The sequence below is a fragment of the Flavobacterium sp. IMCC34852 genome, from assembly GCF_030643905.1.
Lineage (GTDB): Bacteria > Bacteroidota > Bacteroidia > Flavobacteriales > Flavobacteriaceae > Flavobacterium > Flavobacterium rivulicola.
Map to the genome: position 1 here is coordinate 20,945 of NZ_CP121446.1, position 22,145 is coordinate 43,089.

21 protein-coding genes are annotated in these 22,145 nt (G+C 37.4%); 10 read left to right on the forward strand and 11 right to left on the reverse strand.

All coding sequences use genetic code 11. The features are described 5' to 3' along the window. Positions 1-219 precede the first annotated feature (219 nt). Both P7V56_RS00110 and topA read right to left on the reverse strand, forming a co-directional pair. Positions 220-1,371 carry a formimidoylglutamase gene (locus P7V56_RS00110; protein WP_171222140.1) on the reverse strand — a complete coding sequence of 384 codons (1,152 nt, stop codon included), beginning with the start codon at positions 1,369-1,371 and terminating at the stop codon, positions 220-222. A gap of 3 nt (positions 1,372-1,374) precedes the next feature. Next, positions 1,375-3,888 (reverse strand): type I DNA topoisomerase, encoded by a 2,514-nt coding sequence (gene topA, locus P7V56_RS00115; RefSeq protein WP_171222139.1) that lies wholly within the window; start codon positions 3,886-3,888, stop codon positions 1,375-1,377. A gap of 334 nt (positions 3,889-4,222) precedes the next feature. On the opposite strand from topA, the gene miaB reads away from it, so the two are divergent. The 8 genes from miaB (at position 4,223) to P7V56_RS00155 (ending at position 13,343) form a co-directional block, all read left to right on the forward strand. Then, complete coding sequence (miaB, locus tag P7V56_RS00120) at positions 4,223-5,671, forward strand: tRNA (N6-isopentenyl adenosine(37)-C2)-methylthiotransferase MiaB (protein WP_171222138.1); 1,449 nt, start codon at positions 4,223-4,225, stop codon at positions 5,669-5,671. Positions 5,672-5,682: 11 nt separating this feature from the next. Further along, complete coding sequence (locus P7V56_RS00125; protein WP_171222137.1) at positions 5,683-6,945, forward strand: sigma-54 interaction domain-containing protein; 1,263 nt, start codon at positions 5,683-5,685, stop codon at positions 6,943-6,945. A gap of 44 nt (positions 6,946-6,989) precedes the next feature. Continuing rightward, on the forward strand, positions 6,990-7,493 hold the full coding sequence (locus P7V56_RS00130; protein WP_171222136.1) for an LptE family protein: 504 nt from the start codon (positions 6,990-6,992) through the stop codon (positions 7,491-7,493). A 71-nt stretch (positions 7,494-7,564) separates the two neighbouring features. Further along, positions 7,565-8,389, forward strand: coding sequence for a tetratricopeptide repeat protein (locus P7V56_RS00135; RefSeq protein WP_171222135.1), 825 nt, complete (start codon positions 7,565-7,567; stop codon positions 8,387-8,389). Positions 8,390-8,401: 12 nt separating this feature from the next. Next, entirely contained in the window at positions 8,402-8,740 is a 339-nt protein-coding gene (secG, locus tag P7V56_RS00140) for a preprotein translocase subunit SecG (RefSeq protein WP_171222134.1), read from the forward strand. Positions 8,741-8,878: 138 nt separating this feature from the next. Then, entirely contained in the window at positions 8,879-9,154 is a 276-nt protein-coding gene (locus P7V56_RS00145; RefSeq protein WP_121311772.1) for a co-chaperone GroES, read from the forward strand. Between the two features lie 55 nt (positions 9,155-9,209). Further along, positions 9,210-10,841, forward strand: coding sequence for a chaperonin GroEL (gene groL / locus P7V56_RS00150; RefSeq protein WP_171222133.1), 1,632 nt, complete (start codon positions 9,210-9,212; stop codon positions 10,839-10,841). Between the two features lie 132 nt (positions 10,842-10,973). Next, a complete protein-coding gene (locus tag P7V56_RS00155) occupies positions 10,974-13,343 on the forward strand; it encodes a hypothetical protein (RefSeq protein WP_171222132.1) in 2,370 nt (789 codons plus the stop codon). Between the two features lie 30 nt (positions 13,344-13,373). Here the strand turns inward: P7V56_RS00155 and P7V56_RS00160 are convergent, their stop codons facing one another. The 9 genes from P7V56_RS00160 to xrtF form a co-directional block, all read right to left on the reverse strand. Then, on the reverse strand, positions 13,374-14,075 hold the full coding sequence (locus tag P7V56_RS00160) for a DedA family protein (RefSeq protein WP_171222131.1): 702 nt from the start codon (positions 14,073-14,075) through the stop codon (positions 13,374-13,376). Positions 14,076-14,152: 77 nt separating this feature from the next. After that, positions 14,153-14,875, reverse strand: a complete 723-nt coding sequence (locus P7V56_RS00165; protein ID WP_171222130.1) for a DUF2490 domain-containing protein — start codon at positions 14,873-14,875, stop codon at positions 14,153-14,155. A 64-nt stretch (positions 14,876-14,939) separates the two neighbouring features. Further along, the gene (locus P7V56_RS00170) at positions 14,940-15,281 is read right to left on the reverse strand and encodes a heavy-metal-associated domain-containing protein (RefSeq protein WP_171222129.1); all 342 of its coding nucleotides are present in this window, start codon (positions 15,279-15,281) and stop codon (positions 14,940-14,942) included. Positions 15,282-15,367: 86 nt separating this feature from the next. Then, positions 15,368-17,389: a TonB-dependent receptor plug domain-containing protein gene (locus P7V56_RS00175; RefSeq protein ID WP_171222128.1), complete on the reverse strand. Its 2,022-nt coding sequence runs from the start codon at positions 17,387-17,389 to the stop codon at positions 15,368-15,370. Between the two features lie 79 nt (positions 17,390-17,468). Next, positions 17,469-17,888 (reverse strand): HYC_CC_PP family protein, encoded by a 420-nt coding sequence (locus P7V56_RS00180; RefSeq protein WP_171222127.1) that lies wholly within the window; start codon positions 17,886-17,888, stop codon positions 17,469-17,471. A gap of 52 nt (positions 17,889-17,940) precedes the next feature. Then, positions 17,941-19,296 (reverse strand): MBL fold metallo-hydrolase RNA specificity domain-containing protein, encoded by a 1,356-nt coding sequence (locus P7V56_RS00185; RefSeq protein WP_171222126.1) that lies wholly within the window; start codon positions 19,294-19,296, stop codon positions 17,941-17,943. A gap of 1 nt (position 19,297) precedes the next feature. Further along, entirely contained in the window at positions 19,298-20,128 is an 831-nt protein-coding gene (locus P7V56_RS00190) for an ATP cone domain-containing protein (protein WP_171222125.1), read from the reverse strand. Positions 20,129-20,173: 45 nt separating this feature from the next. Continuing rightward, positions 20,174-20,620, reverse strand: coding sequence for an exosortase F system-associated membrane protein (locus P7V56_RS00195; protein WP_171222124.1), 447 nt, complete (start codon positions 20,618-20,620; stop codon positions 20,174-20,176). Continuing rightward, positions 20,595-21,152 carry an exosortase family protein XrtF gene (gene xrtF / locus P7V56_RS00200; RefSeq protein WP_171222123.1) on the reverse strand — a complete coding sequence of 186 codons (558 nt, stop codon included), beginning with the start codon at positions 21,150-21,152 and terminating at the stop codon, positions 20,595-20,597. Before xrtF ends, P7V56_RS00195 begins: the two co-directional genes overlap by 26 nt. Positions 21,153-21,221: 69 nt before the next feature. Between xrtF and P7V56_RS00205 the strand changes: the two genes are divergently transcribed. Further along, positions 21,222-21,677, forward strand: a complete 456-nt coding sequence (locus tag P7V56_RS00205; RefSeq protein ID WP_171222122.1) for an XrtF-associated fRMsr-like GAF protein — start codon at positions 21,222-21,224, stop codon at positions 21,675-21,677. Between the two features lie 106 nt (positions 21,678-21,783). Then, complete coding sequence (gene rpsO / locus P7V56_RS00210; protein WP_133533524.1) at positions 21,784-22,053, forward strand: 30S ribosomal protein S15; 270 nt, start codon at positions 21,784-21,786, stop codon at positions 22,051-22,053. Positions 22,054-22,145 lie beyond the last annotated feature (92 nt).

Sequence of the window (22,145 nt, forward strand, 5' to 3'; positions counted from 1 at the left end):
CCTATTTATTATTTTTCAAAAAAGCAATTAAATAGTATTAAATTTTATTATGCTTGCCTTCTACCTATAATTTCACTTTCCAAAAATAGAATTTTATAAATTATTAAAAAAACATTTTATCGATAAAATACACTTTTTATCTGTTAAAATACATTTTTTAATCAATTTTGTAGGTTTTAAATTATAGTTTCTATAGTCTAACCTTCTTGTTTTGTTCAATTATATACTGTTTTTTCGTTGTGCTTTCCACCATCTTTCAGGTATTTCGTGGTTACAAGCCGCCAAATACTCCTCATGGGAACAAGGTAATAACGTATTTTTTTTCAGTTTATTGTGTTGTCCTGAAAAAAAGTTTATTTCTATCCACCATCTGTCGGTTTTATTGCTTTTGTAGAAAATCAATTCTTCGTTTTCCAACGGAACTATATATTTAAGATAATGTTCTTTGGTTCCAAAAGGATATTCGTTTGAACGATAATTGATACCTTCGGTAAAATACCAAATTATCTGAGCAATCAATACCGCTTCTTCTTTACTGTTGTTGTGATTGAATATACCTAATGAACTTACTTTATCACTTATACCGGCATATCTCGATAGACTACAGATTTCTTTTCCGTCAAAGCCATTTGGAGTAAAATTAATTAAATTTCCTGAATCTGAGGACTTTACAGAACACAAATCTACACTTACAATATCTGCATCGCGAAAAACCGGTTCAGACAACGCTATATTGTTAGAAATTTCTCCCAATCTGTAGGCATCGAAATATAATTTCTCTACTAAATCAATCTCTTCCTGTGAATTGTAGTAGGTTTGGTATCCCACATTACTAAAATTGAACAAATTATTCGGCTCATCCAAAATAATTTTAGACAAATAAGAACCACTTGTGATTCCGTCTTCTTGCTTGCCGATATCAAATTTCTTGTCGATGGAAACCAAATTGACCATTTGTTCCAAATTATCATAAGCGCGGTATAATGGATAAGTCAAATCTTGTGTACCTCCGATTATAATTGGAATAACTCCTTTGCGAATTAATTTGGCAGCAACTTTTTGCAAGGCAAAAAAAGTATCTTCTAAAGAATTTCCTGGAAGAATGTCGCCTAAATCAGCTATTGAACTTTGCCAATTCCCCGGGTACATACTATACAATTCTTTGCGGATGGCATTCAAATTTACTTCTTCAAAAGCTTTTACATCACCTCTGTTTTCTAAAACTCCTATTATGGCAATCTTCACTTTATCGGTATCCGGAAAGTCTTTATCCGTATGAAAGGCAACTTTACTCCCCAAATGTTGAGAAGACAATGCCGTTACATATTGTATAATCTCAAGATCAACGGGCGAAAGAAAATCGAATTCCATAAATTATTTCTTTTTAGCGGTAGCTTTTTTTGTAATAGTCTTTTTGGTTGCCGTTTTTTTGGTGGCTTTCTTCTCAGGCGTTTTTTTGGCAATCATTTCTTGCACTTGTTCCAAAGTCAATTTCGAAGCATCAATATCTTTGTTCAATTCGATTTTGATTTTGCCTTTGGTAATCACCGATTTTCCCCAACGGGCTTTTTCCACTAAAATTCCTTCTTCCTTCCAATTGTGAATGACTTTATCGATGTCTTTTTGTAATTTCTCTTCGATCAATTCAGTTATATCGGATTGTGATAAATTATCAAAATTGTATTTCTTATTGACATTAATAAAAATTCCGTTCCATTTTAAGAAAGGTCCGAAACGCCCAACGCCTTTTTGAACATCCATATTCTGATAGGTTCCGATTGGCGCATCGGCTTTGGCTTTCTCATTGATTAATTCCTGAGCTCGTTCCATATTAACATCTAATGGATCTTCGCCTTTGGGCAATGAGATAAATTGTTTTCCGAAACGAACATACGGACCAAAACGACCGTTGCTAACTTCAACTTCTTCACCTTTGTATGTTCCGAGATTTTTTGGCAACAAAAATAAATTCAAAGCTTCTTCCAAAGTGATATTGCCGATGTTTTGATCCTGACGCAAACTGGCAAATTGTTTGTCTTCATCTTCCGCATCACCAATTTGAGCCATTGGGCCGAATTTTCCTAGACGAACTGAAACCGGTTTACCAGATTTCGGGTCAATTCCTAAAATTCTTTCGCCACTTTCTCGGTCGGCATTTTTCTCTACTTCAATTACGTTCGGATGAAACTTGTTGTAGAAATCCTGCATCATTTTGGCCCAGTCGATATTGCCTTCAGCGATTTCGTCAAAATCTTGTTCTACTTTGGCCGTAAAATTATAATCCAAAATAGCTTCGAAATTTTTTACCAAGAAATCATTAACGATAGTCCCGATATCGGTTGGCACCAATTTTCCTTTGTCGGAGCCGGTGTTTTCTTTTAAAATCTTTTCATCAACCTTACTGTTTTTCAACGTAAGCTGAACATATTTTCTTTCTACACCGTCTAAGTTTCCTTTTTCAACATAATTTCTATTAATAATGGTAGAAATGGTTGGCGCATAAGTCGACGGACGACCGATACCTAGCTCTTCTAATTTCTTCACTAAAGAAGCTTCGGTATATCTTGACGCCGGACGCGAATATCTTTCTGTGGCGATGATATTATTATTGGTCAATTTTTCATTTACCTTTAAAGCCGGCAACATGCCTTCTTGTTCTTCATCGTCGTCGTCACTTCCTTCTAAGTATACTTTCAAGAACCCTTCAAACTTGATTACTTCCCCGGTAGCTTGAAACACTTCCGAATGATTATTGGCTTCAATTTTCACATTGGTTCTTTCCAATTCAGCATCGGCCATTTGAGACGCCAGTGTTCTTTTCCAAATCAATTCATACAAACGGGCTTGGTCTCTTTCTACATTCACTGTGTGACGCGACATATCGGTCGGGCGAATGGCTTCGTGGGCTTCTTGGGCTCCTTTGGATTTGGTATTAAAATTTCTCGGCTTGCTGAACTCGGCTCCGTAATAGCTTGTGATTTCCGCTTGAGCGGCAGCCATAGCTTCTTGCGACAAATTCACGCTGTCCGTTCTCATATAAGTGATGAGTCCGGCTTCATACAAACGCTGCGCAATTTGCATAGTGATGCCTACGGGCAAATATAATTTTCGGGCTGCTTCCTGTTGCAACGTAGAAGTTGTAAAAGGTGCCGCCGGTGATTTTTTGGTGGGTTTGGTTTCTAAATCGGCTACTTTATAGGTTGAACCAATGTTTTTTTGCAAAAAGTCTTCTGCTTCTTTTTTGGTGGCGAAGTTTTTCGGCAATTTGGCTTTCACCACTTTTCCGGCTTCGTTAGTAAATTCGGCGGTAACAGAATAAGACGCTACGGCTTTGAACTCTTGGATTTCTCGTTCGCGTTCTACAATTAATCTAACCGAGACCGATTGTACACGACCGGCAGACAAACCGCCTTTTACTTTTTTCCAAAGCACTGGCGACAATTCATAACCAACCAATCTGTCTAAAACGCGTCGGGCTTGTTGGGCATTGACTAGGTTGTAATCGATGCCGCGTGGATTTTCAATCGCTTTTTGGATGGCTGTTTTAGTGATTTCGTGGAAAACAATTCTTTTGGTTTTGTTTTTATCTAATTTTAATTCTTCCGCCAAGTGCCAAGAAATGGCTTCTCCTTCGCGGTCCTCATCGGAAGCCAACCAAACCATTTCGGCGTTTTTGGCTAATCCTTTCAGTTTAGTAACCAAAGCTTTTTTATCGGAAGATACTTCATACTTGGGCTTAAATCCATTCTCAACATCTACTCCTATTTCTTTGGACGGCAAGTCGGCAATGTGCCCATAACTCGACTCTACCTGATAATCACTTCCCAGAAATTTTTCGATTGTTTTGGCCTTTGCCGGCGACTCCACGATAACTAAATTCTTTGCCATATCCCGATTGTTTGTGCGGACAAAAGTAAACGTTTTTTTTAAAATACCGATTTAGTGTGGTTTTTTAACGACGATTGACTCAAAAAAGTTGGATTTATACCTTAATATATTATGCTGTTTTTGACCCTTATTTTGAATTAAAATTCCCAACAGAAAAGACGCCAACTCTTTAGCCCCGATTGTAACGGCGCTGTGCAGAGTGGAAAGCGGGAATACGGATTCCTAGTGCGCCCGAACGACTCGCTCCAAAACTTTTGTTAAACCACCTCTGCCATCTTGTCATATTTTATAATTTAGTATTATCTTTGCTGTCCGATTAAGCGAAAATCATTTTATGGAAAAGGAAATAGAAGAGAAAAAACAAGGCACCAGCTTGGTTTTGGAACAAAAAGAAGGCAATACAAAAAAACTATTTATAGAAAGTTATGGCTGTGCGATGAATTTTTCGGACAGTGAAATTGTAGCGTCTATTTTGACCGAACAAGGGTATAATACCACTCAGAAATTGGAAGAAGCCGACTTGGTTTTGGTGAACACTTGTTCTATCCGAGACAAAGCAGAACAAACCGTGCGCAAGCGTTTAGAGAAATACAACGCGGTTAAACGCAGTATTAATCCGGGGATGAAAGTGGGTGTTTTGGGCTGTATGGCCGAACGTTTGAAAAGCCAATTCTTAGAAGAAGAAAAAATCGTGGACATGGTCGTTGGTCCGGATGCCTATAAGGATTTACCAAACCTCCTGAAAGAAGTGGAAGAAGGTCGCGATGCGATAAACGTAATCCTTTCCAAAGACGAAACTTATGGCGATGTTTCTCCGGTGCGTTTGAACAGCAATGGTGTGAATGCTTTTGTTTCGATTACCCGTGGTTGCGACAATATGTGTACGTTTTGTGTAGTGCCGTTTACTCGCGGACGTGAGCGCAGTCGTGAACCACAGAGTATCATGGCTGAAATTCAGGATTTATGGGACAGAGGTTTTAAAGAAGTTTGTCTTTTAGGCCAAAATGTAGACAGTTACTTGTGGTATGGCGGCGGTTTGAAAAAAGATTTCGACAAAGCGACCGAAATGCAAAAAGCCACAGCGACTGATTTTGCACAACTTTTAGAGCAATGCGCTATTGCTTTCCCTAAAATGCGTTTCCGTTTTTCAACTTCGAATCCGCAGGACATGCACGAAGAAGTGTTGCATGTGATTGCCAAATACGATAATGTTTGCAACTACATTCACTTACCGGTACAAAGCGGAAGTACTCGTATCTTAAAAGAAATGAACCGTCAGCACACGCGTGAAGAATACATGGAATTAATTGACAAAATCAAACGCATTATTCCCGATTGCTCGATATCACAAGATATGATTGCCGGCTTCCCAACCGAAACAGAAGAAGACCATCAAGATACTTTGAGTTTGATGGAATATGTGGAATATGACTTTGGTTATATGTTCGCCTATTCAGAAAGACCAGGAACACTGGCAGCAAGAAAGATGGAAGATGATGTTCCGGAAGAAGTCAAGAAAAGACGTTTGCAAGAAATTGTAGACTTACAACAAATATTGAGCGAAAAGAGAACCAAACGTTTCTTAGGTCAAACTGTAGAAGTTTTGATTGAAAAAGAATCTAAAAAATCCGACAAACACTGGAGCGGCAGAAACTCAGAAAATGTAGTGACTGTTTTCCCGAAAGGCGATTACAAAGTAGGTGATTTCGTGATGGTTAAAGTAAGCGATTGTACCACGGCCACTTTGATTGGAGAAGCGGTTGGATACAGCCAAATGAATTAAACAATTAAAAAATGGAATCCGTTCAAAACATAAAACAACGCTTTGAGATTATCGGGAATGACCCGAAACTTAATCGTGCCATTGAAAAAGCGATACAAGTGGCTCCAACAGATATTTCGGTATTGGTTGTGGGTGAAAGTGGTGTTGGTAAAGAAAGTATTCCGAGAATTATCCATTCGCTATCCCATAGAAAACACGGCAAATACATTGCTGTTAACTGTGGCGCCATTCCCGAAGGAACGATTGACAGTGAATTATTCGGCCACGAAAAAGGCGCTTTTACCGGTGCGACCAATACCCGTGAAGGCTATTTTGAAGTGGCAGACGGCGGAACCATTTTCTTGGACGAAGTGGGCGAATTGCCACTGACAACTCAAGTTCGTTTGTTGCGTGTTTTAGAAAATGGGGAATTTATCAAAGTCGGTTCTTCACAAGTACAAAAAACCAATGTGCGAATTGTAGCCGCGACGAATGTGAATATGTTTGACGCCATTGAAAAAGGAAAATTCCGTGAGGATTTGTATTACAGATTAAGTACCGTTGATATTCCGTTGCCTCCGTTGCGCGACAGAAAAGACGATATTCATTTGTTGTTCCGAAAATTCGCCGCCGATTTTGCCCATAAATATAAAATGCCACCGATTAAACTAAGCGACGAGGCTATTCAGTTTTTACAACGCTATCGATGGAGCGGCAACATCCGTCAGTTGCGCAATGTGGCTGAGCAAATTTCCGTTTTAGAAACCAATCGCGACATTTCGTTAGCGACTTTACAATCCTATCTTCCGACCGAAGGCAGCACATTGCCATCAGTGGTAGGCGGAAAGAAATCCGACAGTGATTTTGCAACGGAAAGAGATATACTATACAAAGTACTTTTCGATATGAAAAGCGATTTGAACGATTTGAAAAAACTGACTTTGGAACTGATGAAAAACGGCGCCAAAGTGCAGGATATCAATCCGAGTTTGATTCAAAAAGTCTATGGTGCTAAAGAAAACGAAAGCGAAATTTCGTTTGAAGAAACGCCGAGAGTTAATGTAATTCCGACACCAACTCAAGCACACCAAGAGGAATTTGAAGAGGATGACGATCACAATTATTTAGATGCCGAAACCGTAGAAGAGGAAGAAGTATTGAAATTGGAGCAAAAAGAAATTGAACTCATCAAAAAATCATTGGAACGCCACAAAGGCAAACGAAAAGCCGCCGCAGATGAACTAGGAATTTCTGAGAGAACTCTGTACCGAAAAATTAAACAATTTGACTTGTAAATAATACCCGGATAAAACTGAAAAAGAATATCTTTGGAATCGAGATGAAAAACACAAAATACATTTTACTTTTATTAATTGCTTTCAGCTTCAACAGTTGTTCACACTACAATTTCACTGGAACGGGGAAGATTGACGCCAAAACGTTTCAAGTAAATTATTTTCAAAACAATGCCGAATTGGTAGAACCGGGAATCGAAAGAACATTCACCTTGCGTTTGCAGGATTTGATTCAGAACCAAACCAATTTGAATTTGACGAATTCCAACGGCGACTTGATGTATGAAGGAGAAATCACCGATTACCGAATCACTCCAATGACTGCGACTGCTGATCAAAAAGCAGCCCAAAACCGTTTGACTATTGCTGTCAATGTAAGGTTTACCAATAAAAACAAAGAAGCGGATAATTTTGAGAAAAGATTTTCGTTTTTTTACGATTACAGCGGTCAAAATCAATTAGTAGGTTCGCAATTAACCGAAGCTTTAGACGTAATATTTGAACGAATTACCCAGGACGTTTTTAATGAATCCTTGGCCAAATGGTAGATTTGTTAATTTGATGATTTGGTCATTTGTTTGACGAATAACCAAATACACAAATAACCGAATACACAATTATGAATTTAACCGATTACACCTACTTACTCAACAAACCCGAAGCCATCAACGATAGGTATGCGGAAACCTTAGACAATGTACTGAGTGCTTTCCCCTATTTTCAAAGTGCGCGCGTGTTGAAGTTGAAACATTTGTACAATCAGGACAGCTTTAATTATAATTACGCATTGAAAGTTTCAGCAGCCTACACTACAGACAGAAGTATTTTATTCGACTTTATTACTTCCGATTCGTTTGTTTCAGTGCAAAAAGGTTTGTATGAAAAGAAATTGGAAGAGTTATTGAACATGAATGTAGTAGGTATGGAAGAAGTTGTGGTGGAATACAAACCGCTTCCGGTTGATCCATTGGAACAATCCATTTTGACCTCTATCAAAGAAGCCGCGACTTCTGAAGAACAAAAAGCAGAAGAAAAATTGGGTGTGGGCAAACCTTTAGAATTTTCTAAAGACGAAAAACACTCTTTCCAGGAATGGTTGCAATTGTCTCGATTTAAACCAATCATACGAGAAGAAAAGACAGCAAACATCAACCCTGTTGAAGCAGAAAAAAAGAAAAAGCTGGAATTAATCGATAAATTTATCGAGAACAATCCGAAGATTACCCCTATCGCCAAAGATGCGGTAGTGCCAACAATAGAGCCGATTGCCGAAGACAGTTCGTATTTAATGACAGAAACTTTAGCACGAGTTTATTTGGAACAAAAAAAATATTCTAAAGCAATACAAGCTTATGAAATATTAATTTTGAAATATCCGGAAAAAAGTAGTTTCTTTGCAGACCGAATTTCGGATATAAAAATTTTACAACAGAATAACAATTAATTACAAAATATCATGTTTACTATTTTTTTAGCATTAATCACTTTAGTTTGTTTCCTATTAATCATTGCCGTTATGGTGCAAAATCCTAAAGGAGGCGGTTTATCTTCTTCATTGGGCGGATCTCAAATGTTAGGCGGTGTTCAGAAAACCACTGACTTTTTAGACAAAAGCACTTGGTTTTTAGCCACAACCTTAATCGTTTTGATTTTGTTATCAAGCATTAGTTTTCCTAGTATGGTTGGACAATCAGATTCAAAAGTAATTGACCAAACAGAAATTGCTCCGAAAACAGCTGCTCCGACTACCCCGGCTACAACTACTCCGGCTGCTCCGACAGAAGAAAAAAAATAAAAAAGAGCTACTCTTTATACCAATGCCAGCGCTGACATGCTGGCATTTTTTTTAGGAAAAAATGGCAGACTCATTGGCTTGGCATAATTTCTGAAAAAAGGGAAAACAAAATTATAATAACATAAAAGATACAATATTATGGCATTAAACATTAAACCTCTTTCAGACAGAGTGATTGTGGAACCGGCTGCCGCTGAGACGCAAACGGCTTCCGGAATTATTATTCCCGATACGGCAAAAGAAAAACCGCAAAAAGGAAAAGTGGTAGCCGTAGGAAACGGTAAAAAAGATGAGCCTTTAACGGTTAAAGTCGGTGATACTGTTTTATACGGAAAATATGCCGGAACCGATTTAAAGTTCGATGGCAAAGATTATTTAATCATGCGCGAGGACGATATCCTTGCAATTATCTAATTAGTATTAAGATTTGAGAATTAAGTATTAAGACTAAAAACAAACACAAAACATTATGGCAAAAGATATAAAATTCGACATTGAAGCACGCGACGGTTTAAAACGTGGTGTTGATGCCTTAGCGAATGCAGTAAAAGTGACTTTAGGACCCAAAGGAAGAAACGTAATCATCTCCAAATCATTTGGCGGACCAACCGTAACCAAAGACGGTGTTTCGGTAGCTAAAGAAGTGGAATTGAAAGACGCTCTTGAGAACATGGGTGCGCAGATGGTGAAAGAAGTAGCTTCTAAAACCAATGATTTAGCCGGAGACGGAACAACCACTGCAACGGTTTTGGCGCAAGCCATCGTTAAAGAAGGGTTGAAAAACGTAGCCGCCGGAGCCAATCCAATGGACTTAAAACGCGGTATCGACAAAGCAGTTGAAGCCATTGTAGCTGACCTTGGCAAACAAGCACAAGTAGTCGGAAGCGATTCTGAAAAAATCAAACAAATCGCCTCTATTTCGGCAAATAATGACGAAGTAATTGGAGAATTAATCGCTACGGCTTTTGCCAAAGTAGGCAAAGAAGGTGTAATCACAGTTGAAGAAGCCAAAGGAACCGACACTTATGTTGATGTTGTTGAAGGAATGCAATTTGACAGAGGGTATTTGTCTCCGTATTTTGTAACCAATCCTGAAAAAATGGAGGTTGAATTAGAAAGACCATACATTTTGTTATACGACAAAAAAGTATCTTCTTTAAAAGAATTACTACCAGTTTTAGAACCGGTAGCCCAATCCGGAAAACCATTATTGATTATTGCAGAAGATGTTGACGGGGAAGCTTTATCTACTTTGGTAGTAAACAAACTGCGCGGTGCTTTGAAAATCGCTGCGGTAAAAGCGCCGGGATTCGGTGACAGAAGAAAAGCCATGTTGGAAGACATCGCCATCTTAACCGGAGGAACCGTAATCGCGGAAGAAAGCGGTTATACTTTAGAGAATGCTACTTTAGAAATGTTAGGAACAGCCGAAAAAGTAACGATTGACAAAGACAATACTACTGTAGTTAACGGTGCCGGAAATGCAGACATGATTAAAAATCGTGTGAACCAAATCAAAGCCCAAATGGAAACTACTACTTCCGACTACGACAAAGAAAAGTTACAAGAACGCTTGGCTAAATTGGCCGGTGGTGTTGCCGTACTTTATGTTGGTGCAGCTTCTGAAGTAGAAATGAAAGAGAAAAAAGACCGTGTAGACGATGCTTTACACGCTACCAGAGCAGCTGTAGAAGAAGGAATTGTTGCCGGCGGAGGTGTAGCACTTTTAAGAGCTAAAAGTGTATTAACCGACCTAAAATCTCAAAATGCGGATGAAGCAACCGGAATTCAAATCGTTTCTCGCGCTGTAGAATCTCCATTGAGAACCATTGTTGAAAATGCAGGTTTAGAAGGTTCTGTTGTGGTAGCAAAAGTATCCGAAGGAAAAGACAATTTCGGCTACAATGCCAAAACCGACGAATACGTTGACATGCTCAAAGCCGGAATCATCGACCCTAAAAAAGTAACCCGTGTAGCACTGGAAAATGCGGCTTCGGTTGCCGGAATGATTTTAACTACCGAATGTGCTTTGGTGGAAATCAAAGAAGAAAACGCCGGTGGCGGAATGCCAATGGGTGGCGGAATGCCGGGAATGATGTAAATTTTCTTTGGCGATAAATTCCATTATTTACAATACAAACACCAAAACGTCTCGAAAAATCGGGGCGTTTTTTTTGTTTATTTTGTAAATAAAATTCTATATTTTTGAAAAACAAAACAGCTTAGTCTTACCATGTCAAAAAACACTTTCCTTCTTTTTATCTTACTGATTCACAATATTGTTATGAGTCAAGATGCCGCAGATGAGAATAGTTTAAAAATAACTTCTTCTCTTGAAAATTATTTTTACTTAGAGAGAGAAGCCATTCATCTTCACTTAGACAAGACAACCTTTCTGACCAATGAAAAAGTTTGGTATCAAGGCTATATAATCAATCGAAAAACCAAGAAACCCTTTTTTACCACTAATGTCTTTGTGGTACTTTATGACGAAAAAGGAAAACAGGTTTCGGAAAAATTAATTTATGCTTATAACGGTATTTTCTCAGGAGTTATCGATTTGGATGCCAAAATGACTTCGGGCAATTACTACATACAGGTTTACACCAATTGGATGAATAATTTTAGCGAAAATGAATCGGCTATTTTTAAAATCAACATTATAAATCCAGTCGAAGGAATAAAAAATTACAAAAAAGCAGACGATACTTCCCTGGAATTAACGCTTACTCCGGAAGGAAAAAATTTTGTAAACGGCATCAATAATACCATCGGCATTAGGGTAAAAGATTGCCGTGGCAATACTCCCGAAAATCTTGTCGCAACGATACAAAACTCAAGAGGAGAAACCCTCAAAAGCATTACGCTGAATGCCTCAGGTTTTGGAAAATTTGAAGTCAATGCCGAAGATGATTTTGAAAACGTAACCGTGACTTACAAGGAGAAAGTCTTGACCAAATCGATTCCTAACAAACAGGGAATTGGGTTTGGTTTAGAGGTCAATAATTTTTCATTTGAAGCTAAAACAATTATTAAAATCAAAACCAATAAAGCCACTCTAGATTCTTTTAAAGCGAAAAAAGCCTACTTAATCATACACCAAGACAGCAAGCATTTTATTTACGACATCGTTTTGGATAAAAATAATTTGGAGCAAAGCATCTCTCTCCAAAATACCGATTTATTTTCAGGCATTAATACCATTCGAATTATAGACAGTGATTTAAAAGAATGGGCGAATCGCGTGGTATACAATATGCCTAAAAAAGAAAACACTATCAGCATTACAAAAAACTTTCGCAAAGAGGACAAAATTGGCTTTGTAGGCTACAGTAACACTCCAAATACCAACCTCAGTATAGCGGTTGTTCCAACGGGTACCAAAACATTATCTGACAACTATAATATTTTGGCCGGACTTGGAATAAACCCTTACCTCACAGAACCGCTGTCAAATGCCAATTATTATCTTTTGGAACCTAAAAGAATTAAAAATTATGAACTCGATTTGTTCCTATTGAACCAATCCGTTCCCAAATACGATTGGGAAAACATAAAGGCGTCAAAACCTTCGACTAATTTCAGCTTTGATATTGGGCTTACTTTAAAAGGAAACATCAACAAGACCGTCAAAGACAAAACCGATTACAAAGTCAAAATAACTTCCTTTAAAGATCAAATCATAAAATCGACTGAAATTAATGAAAAAGGCGACTATGTTTTTGAGAATTTGATACTAACTGATTCTACACAATTATCGCTTTCGCTGCTTAAACTACCTAGTTTTGAAGTCATTGAGACTAAAATCAGTCACCAACTTCTGAACCGAAAAAAACCATTTTATCATCCGTTTAAACCAGATTTAACAAAGGTTTGTCCGGAAATAAATTCGGAAATCTATGCTGAACAGAGTTTGGCCGATTATGACCTTCCCAAATTTACTTCTGATGTTATTCAGTTGGAAGAAATTAAAGTTGAAAAAAAGTTGACTTACCAAAGATCTATTGGAAACGGATTTTTGAGAGGTTATAAAGTGGATGAAATGATGGAAAACATCGACTTGCTCAGTTTTATTGAACGCAATGGTTTTACGGTCATCAGAAGATTTGGCGAAGCAACGATTTACAGTCGCGTCATAAACACCCTAAACGCCGAAAGACCAACGCCGCAAATTATCATAGACGGAAGAGTACTCATGAATCAATTTGAATTTACTACTATGCGAATGTCGGATTTTGACGAAATTTATATTAGTTCCAATGCCATGGTTCCCGGAATGTTGAACCGTTCAGGAATTATCAAAGCTTACACTAAAAAGACTTTCAAATCAAATTACGTCAAATCAGACCCTAATAATATATTGATTAAAGAAGCCTTTTCTTTGTATCCGAGATTCAAAAATGCTGACTATAAAAGCACCAATAATGTAGGTTTTGAGCACTATGGTTTAATAGAGTGGTCATCCCTATTGAACAATGAAGAAGAAGGCCAATTTCTTTTTAATATAACCGACTACAACAAACCTTTGGTCAAAGCCATCATTGAAGGCATGACTCCGGAAGGAAAATTGATTCATGACGAAATAACTTTAGAAATGAAATAACAAAAAAGCCTCAATTTCTCGAGGCTTTTTTTATTCTTGGGTTTCTTCTTTAGGATGCTTCTTAATCATTTTAAGAAAGACCGGAAAAGTTGAAATCAGAATGATGGCAATTACAATCTTCTCGATATGTTCTTTTAGGTCTATTTTCTCCCCAAAGAAACCACCCTTGAGGAAAAATCCATATAAATAATGCCCCGAAAAAATTAAGATAAATGACCAAAGGAAAGAACTAACCACATTGTAGAACATAAATTTCTTTTTGTCCATGGTTACAATGCCGGCCACGATGGGCGCAAAGGTTCTTACAATAGGTAAAAAACGGGCAAAAATGATGGCCTTTCCGCCATATCGTTCAAAAAAATCTTTGGATTGAATTAAGTACTTTTTCTTCCACCAAAAACTATCTTCTTTTTTGTATAAATAATAGCCGCTTTTAGAACCAAACCAATAGCCAACCATATTTCCTATTATTCCGGCTACCGCTACCAAAACCGCTAATAAAGTTACATTAACTAAATCGCTTTCTATAAAAGTAAAATTCTCTACTAAATCACGGCTGTAAATTCCGGCCAAAAATAACAAACTGTCACCAGGCAAAAAGAAACCTGCAAATAAACCGGTTTCGGCAAATACAATAAACAATACAATCCAAAGTCCAACTTTTACACCACCAAGTGTCATGGTTATGTAAAACTCCGGATTTAGCAACTGCATCCAATCAAAATCACTCATGGATTAAAAAATTAAGGGTCAAAAATTCGAGCGTGAAATTAAGGATATTTTTTGGGATAGCGGTCACTTTATACTTTTTATAACACGATATTGTGAAACAGAGAAATCGAAACGGTGTGATTCATTAAATCTGAACCGGTTGAAGACGTAATGTAATGATTTAAGTAGCCCAACTCTAACCGAATCGTATTGCTGTAATTGAGTCCGAATCCAACTAAAAATCGATTTTGGTCAATGAGTTTTGAGTTCACCGGATTTTGACCCATAGTTGCAAAAAGTTCATTTTGAACAACCAGATAAATCGATTCTTTCTCTGACTTTAACTGCGCCAAATGCCACAAAAACCTATTCAAAACCCGAAATCGATTCTGATACTCCGTGGCCGATGTAAATTGGTTAGATTCTGAAAGAGCAAACTGTTCTACCCAACGTTGCTCCAAACGAAATCGGTTAATCAAAACATCTTTTGACCATTTGGTAGTGACTTGGTATTGTTCCCAAAGCCTATTCTCTTTAAAATAATCATCAACCGAAGCACTGTAAGTATTTACCAAAGCATAACCGGCGGTGATATTTTTAGATTCAGACAGATGATAAACAACCCCAACACGAAACAAGTTTTGAAGATTTTGTTCCAATTGATTGTCCATTCTAAACTGGGCTTCCATGTGATAACCCCAATTAGGAGAAGCTTTGTACTGACCAACATAAGCCATCCAAACCCTTTGGTCTTGATTGGTTTTTTGTGCAAATCCTATAGAAAAAAAAGTAAGACTGATAAACGCAAATATTATTTTCAAAGCAGTAGTTTTTGGTAAAAATAGGAATAAAAAACTCCTTAAAAAATTAAGGAGTTTCAAAAAATTATTTTCTTTCGTACATACAACAACCATGAAGTTTTTCGTAGTCTTCTTTAGTCGCTTTAATATCATCTGTATCGTGACCAACTTTTGCAATTGCTTTTTTAACATCGGTTATGGTACACTTTTCTTCATTGATGATCAAATGTAAAACGTGGTCATCGATATGCCAATCGGCACTTTTGACTCCGGTTACTGCATAAGCGGCTTTTTCAATTCGCTTTTTACACATTTCACAATTGCCGTTGACTTCAATAGTATACTTAGCATTCTTATTTTTCTTTTCTTGTGCTTGTGTGGTAAATGAAACCAACATTACAAGCAATCCGATTACTATATTTTTCATTATTTCTATTTTTAAATTGTTTTTAAAATTGCTTTTAAAATTGTTTTTTGACATTGATATTGCCATAGACATTAATATTGAATACTCTATTTTATTTTAAATCGCAGACCCGCATAATACATCGCTCCAAATACCGGCGCATAGACAATTGACGTATCAAAATTAGGACCGAAAGGATTATCTGCACCTAAAACCGCTTTGTGTTGTGTATAATTCCCAATGTTTTCTCCACCAACATATACTTCAAAAGTACTCGAAAATGTTCTGGTAATTTGCGCATTCATCGTAGAAAAAGAGGGTGAAAACTCCGGCAATCGGTCGTGGTGCGGATTGGTGGAGGTATTGGGCAATTGTTGTTGACCTAACCAATTCCAAGTATAGTCAAATTTCCATTGCTTGCCTTTGTCCACTATGTGCGTGGCATATTCTACATTTCCAAAAAAACGATGCTTGGCTTGAAGCGGTCTTTGGTAACTGCCCGAAATATAATCGGTGGAAATGTCATAATATTTATAAGCCGTTCTCAAATTCAAATGCTTGATGATTTCCAAATTGAAGTCCAACTGCAAACTGTTGGCGTATGATTTTCCGTCTAAATTGTAAAACAATACTTGCTGCGGAGAATTCATCACATCAACTACAGCTTGGTTTTGAAAATCGGTTCTGTAGAAGTCGACAGTGGTATCGGCTTTCATTCCGAAAAGCATAAAATTTTGGGTAAAACTCAGTCCGTAGTTCCAAGCAATTTCGGCGTCTAAACCATATATTTTTCCATTAGTATCCAAAACAGAAAAGACTCTGGAACTGGCCATAAGGTTTTGATTTTCAGCAAAAATATTCGCCGCACGCTTGCCTCTTCCGGCAGAAAAACGAAACACTGACTTTTCCCAAGGATTGTATTTAACGTGCAATCTCGGTGTAAAAAATGCTCCTAACCTATTGTGGTAATCTAGTCGCCCACCCAAAATATAACTGAACTTATCGTTGTCGTCATAAGTGTACTCGAAAAAAGCACCCACTGAATTATCAATTCGACTTACATCAGCCAAATTCACAAACTCTGAATATTTGTCATAAGTAAAATTCAATCCGGCCGCAAACTTGTTCATGGTGTTGCTGATAATGGAGTTGAAAATTAAGTTCGAATAATAACTTTGCTGCTTGATGTCGTATTGGTTTAAACCAAAATAAGATTGTTGGTTATGGTTGCTGAATGCATTTTGGAAACCGATACTTTGGTAAGGCATGTCTTTGAAAACATAGCCTACCTTAGAACTAAAATCCAATCGTTCCGTATTGATTTCCGAGCCCCAATAATTCGTCGTCAATCTATCTCTATCAGGATTAAAATCCAATTGACCGGTTTGTTTTTCGTCATTCATATAGCGAAGATTTAAAAACGAAACCCAACCCGATTCCGGATTAGCATATTGCCAACGGTTGGCTATATTTAATTGTTTGCCCAAAGGATTATCCATAAAACCGTCGTCATTCATGTCGTTTTTAGAAACACGCGCATTGCCGTGAACAAACAAACTGGTCGACCATTTATCAGACACTTTTTTATTGAAATGCGTATTCAATTCGAAACGACTTCCGGTATCGCCGTAAGCGTTCAAAAAGAACGGAATATCACCTATGGGTTTGATTAATTCGGCGTTAATTTGGCCTGAAATACTTTCATAACCATTAACGACACTTCCGGCACCTTTGGTAATTTGAATGCTTTCTACCCAAGTTCCGGGTGTAAAAGACAAGCCATAAGCTTGCGAAGCACCTCGTACTGAAGGAATATTTTCCTCCGCTATAAGTATATAGGGACTGGTGAGTCCAAGCATTTTAATTTGTTTGGTTCCCGTCAAAGCATCCGAAAAATTCACATCGATAGACGGATTCGTTTCGAAGCTTTCGGCCAAGTTACAACAAGCAGCTTTGAGCAATTCTTTGCTGGTAACTAAAGTGGTATTGGCGGTGCCTTTTATTGATTTTTTTATTCCTTTTTGATTGCCTTCTACCGTTACGGTTTTCAAGGTATCTTGTTTCAAAGTCTCTTGTGAAAATCCGAGAATAGAAAACAACAACGTTAGGAACAACAGTGTTTTTTTCATTTTTATTGATTTAAAATTAATTCGATTTCAAATGATTCCCAGCGCAAACAATGAGAATCTAAACAGAATTAAGATTAAATCAGGCGTAAAAAGTGTATTGGCAATAGAGTTTATAAAGCGGCGGCGCATTGGAGTCGCAATAGAAAGCCACTTTATCATCCACATATTTCGGAGTATCAGTTACCGCAAAAATGTGATTTTTATACTCGGAGAAAAAAGCCGGTTCAAAGTCGAGTGAAATCGTTTTGATGATGATTTTCTCGGTTTTGCTTTTTAAATCAACTTTCTTGTCGGAACAACAATCTTTATGAGTTTTTTCGGGTTTGGCACAGCAAGTCTTCTCAATGACCACAGGCATTTCACAAACTTCTTCTTCCGAAAAAACAGAAGAGATAGAAGCAATTTTACCCTCACAATAATGCACACTAAACGCCAAGCCCGAATTGGAAACCAATATCAGCATAGCGATTAAAATACTAATGTGCTTTTTGAAGTTCATGGCGCAAAGTTAACAATATTCAGCTTTCAAAAACTTAAAATGGTCTTAAAACTTACAACTCAAACTCTTGTCCCATCATCGGAACTGAGCATTCCACTCCGTATTTTTCGTGAATCTTGATGCGCAATTCGTCTGCCGGTTCGTTTTCGCCATGGACTAAAAACACTTTTTTTGGTTTATCTTCTAAGTCCGAAAGCCAATTGAGTAAATCATTTTGGTCGGCATGTGCCGATAAACCTTCGATTTCTAGAATCTTGGCCAAAACCGGATAGTATTTACCATAGATTTTAACTTCGGTTGCACCTTCCAATAGTTTTCTTCCACGAGTTCCTTCGGCTTGGTAGCCTACAATGATTAAGGTGGTTTCGGGCAAACCGACGTAACGTTCCAAATAACTCAACACTCTTCCACCGGTAATCATGCCGCTTGCGGCAATCACTACTTTAGGTTGTTTATCAAAAATAGTGGCTATTGTTTCCTGATAATCGGTATTCATGGTAAACATTTTACACATGTCGATACATTCCTGTTCGGATAATTTGTGCCAATTGCGATTATTCATAAACACATCCAACACACTAATGCCCATAGGCGTATCAATCACATAAGGAATATCAGGTATTCGTTCTTCCATTTTTAATTGCCAAAGCAAAAACATCAAGGTCTGCGCGCGTTCCACCGCAAAACTCGGAATAATCACCGTTCCGTTGTTTTGAAAGGTATTATTAATGTAGGTTTCCAATAACAGCTTAACATCTTCTGCGGGATGAATGCGATTGCCGTAAGTACTTTCCAAAAACACATAATCGGCTCGTTTTGGTTTTACCGGCGCATACATCAATACATCATCATCCTGACCGATATCTCCCGAGAATACTAACGTTTTATTTTCCAATTGCAATTCGATAGAACATGCACCTATGATATGTCCGGCATTGCTGAACTTGGCCGTGATTTCAGCATCGAGTTTTACTTCTTCATTGGGTTTTACGACTCTGAATAGCGGAAATACTTTTTCGGTTTGGGCCAAATCGTAAAGCGGTTGGGCTTTTTCGTGTTTGGAAAAATGTTCTTTGTTGGCTTTCTCCGCTTCTTCTTCCTGTATCTTAGCGCTGTCCAACAGAATTAATTTGGTGATGTCTTTGGTTGGACTCGTACAATAAATTTTACCCTCAAACCCTTGATTGACCAATCTTGGCAACCAACCGCAATGGTCTAAATGACCGTGCGTGAGCAGCACAAAATCGATGGTATTGGGTAAAATAGGTAACGGCTCCCAATTGAGCTCGCGTAAGGTTTTGATGCCTTGAAACTGGCCGCAATCAATAAGGATTTGTATGCCGTTGCTTTCGATTAAAGTTTTGGAACCTGTCACAGTTCCTGCACCGCCTAGGAATTTTATTTTCATTTTAAATGTATTTACAGAGTTCGGAAGCTTCTTTGATTACGTTTTTCACCCTTATCGGACTTAAGCCAATTTGTTCAAGCACTTCCATATTGTTGATGATTTCTTGGGCCAAAATAATATCCTGAACCAACAATTTGTCTTTTTCTGCCAATGTTAAAGTGGTCAAACACGTAATGGGATACAATTGGCCTTCGTCTATTCTTTTTCGCAAACTGACTTTTTCGGGATAATCCCAACTCAGCAATTGCAATCCCGAGCAATGGGCAAATGCCATGGCATCGGCGGTGAAGCGATTATTGGTGACTATCCAACAGCCCGATATTTTATCCTTTTCTGTAAAAATTAAATGGTTTCTATCTTTTAAATCATTATATCTTGACAAAATATACATGGGTACTTTGACATCAGAATTGGTTTCGCTTTTGGCATGAAACTTACACTCTACCATCTCAACATAATTGTTTTTCATGATGGCAACATCAATCTCGTGACCAACACATTTACCGGATAAAAAAAGGTTGGTTTGGGCCAAATAACCTTCTGAAATAAACAGTCGGGCAATGAATTTTTCGAAGAAAAAACCGGCCGGTCCAAGCAATTGAATAGCAGTTCTCAGATTGTATCGCGCCGCGTGAGAATGGGATGATTTTTTGAGCAAGTTGAACGCCAACTTGTAGATTTTTTTGGTAGAAATCCCCTCGTAGATTTGTTTTTCTATGATTTGCAAAACCTCTTCCACCACTTTTTTATCGGCACCCGATTTGAGCAAGGAACTCTTAAGTTTTTCGCGATTAAAATCGACTATACTTCCCGAATGCTTTACAATTTTCATGATCAATCTTGTTAGCAGAATAATCGTAAAGTTACGAAAAATCGCTTACTTTTTGACTTGTTTTTGGTAATAAAAAGCAGGTATAAAAAGCATTATAAAAATCGGCTGGATTAAAAATCTTCTGAGGTAGAAGAGCGTCATTTTATTTTCTTCGCCAAAAAATGTCAGTACAAAAATGAAGCTAATCATCAATATTGACCCCAAAATCATATACAACAACATAGAAAACTTGACGATTTTGGTATCTTTAAAAATCACATACAACAAAAACAAAGAAATCACCGAATTGAGGTAAAATCGAATGCCTAAACTAAAAAACAGTTTAAAAACATTGAACTGAGGCAACTTAGCATGGGCATATTCGCTTTTGAAATAGGCCAAAAACGGGTCATAGAACAAATTGTCTTCAAAAAGTCTGATACAGATTAACAATCCGATCAGAAACAAAGACCAAAACACTTTCGCTTTATTTTTTAGCAGTAGTTGTAGCATGTAATGAAAATTTATTGACCCAAATAACCCAAAGCAAAAACACAATTCCGTAAATGACTAAGGGAAAAACAACGCCGTGAAGCATGTGCTCGTATTCCGGGAAGCTGTATAATGCTATACAAAGCAAAGCAATTCTGGCGATATTTAAAAAGTGAATTAGAACACTTCCCAAAAGAATAAAAATGAGTGTTTGTTTGAATTTCCCGGTAAAAGCAACGATGAATGAAACAAACAAAATAATCACACTCAAGGCATTGCAACCTTCTATGATTCGGGAAATGTATTGGTCTTTGTAAAAGATTTTTATGCTGGGTTCTGTCGGATGCGCTTCGATATGGGCTTTGGCATCAAATAAAGTCAAAACCGATTGGGTTTGATTGGCCACCAATTGTGAAAACGAATCGACTTCATTTTTTTCAACCTCAAACCGATTCAAATACGACTGATAAACCAACGTCAGCACTATATATGTCAGCAAGAATTTCCCCAGAAAAAGCAAAAAAGGTTTGTATTGCAGAAGCAGATTCTTCAAAATAAAATTTTTAACAAATTTATATAAAATAAAAAAAGTGCAGTCGTTACTTTTGCATAAAAATTGAAAATGAATTTCGAAAACTTAAAACCACAAGTAATTAGCATCCTTTCTGAAGAGCATGTTGAAAGAGATGTAAAACTCAAAAACCTTTGCCAATTTTTATCCGATAATGTTGACTACTACAATTGGGTTGGTTTTTATTTTGCCAATCAGGACAACAGAACCTTACATCTCGGACCTTATGTGGGTGCCGAAACTGACCATACCGTAATTCCGTTTGGAAAAGGCATTTGCGGACAAGTAGCTGAATCCAATGCTAACTTTGTCGTTCCCGATGTTTCGGCTCAAGACAATTATATTGCCTGTAGCTTTACAGTAAAATCAGAAATTGTAGTGCCACTTTTTGTAGATGGTGTAAATATTGGTCAAATAGACATCGACAGTCATGTGATTGACCCTTTTACTGAGGCAGATGAAAGATTTTTAGAGTTTGTGAATGAGCAAGTTGCTAAACTTTTTTAAGGCTTTGCAAGTTTTTTATTTGCCTAATCAAAAAATAAAATTACCTTTGCACACGAATTGAGAAAGTCTTAATTCATACATAATAATCATTTAAATAAATATTGGAATGTATTTAAGTAAAGAAACAAAAGCTGAAATCTTCGCTAAACACGGGGGAAAAGCTGAAAACACCGGTTCTGCTGAAGGGCAAATCGCTTTGTTCACATTTAGAATATCTCACTTAACTGAGCACTTGAAAAAAAATCGTCACGATTACAACACGGAGCGTTCATTAGTACTTTTAGTAGGTAAAAGAAGAAGTCTTCTTGACTATTTAAAGAAAAAAGATATCAACAGATATCGTGAGATTATCAAAGAATTAGGTATTAGAAAATAATACATATCTAAAGAGGTGCTTGCGCGCCTCTTTTTGTTTTATAAATAAAAGAAAAGTTTCGGTTTTTCATTGGGTTACAAACAACTACTACA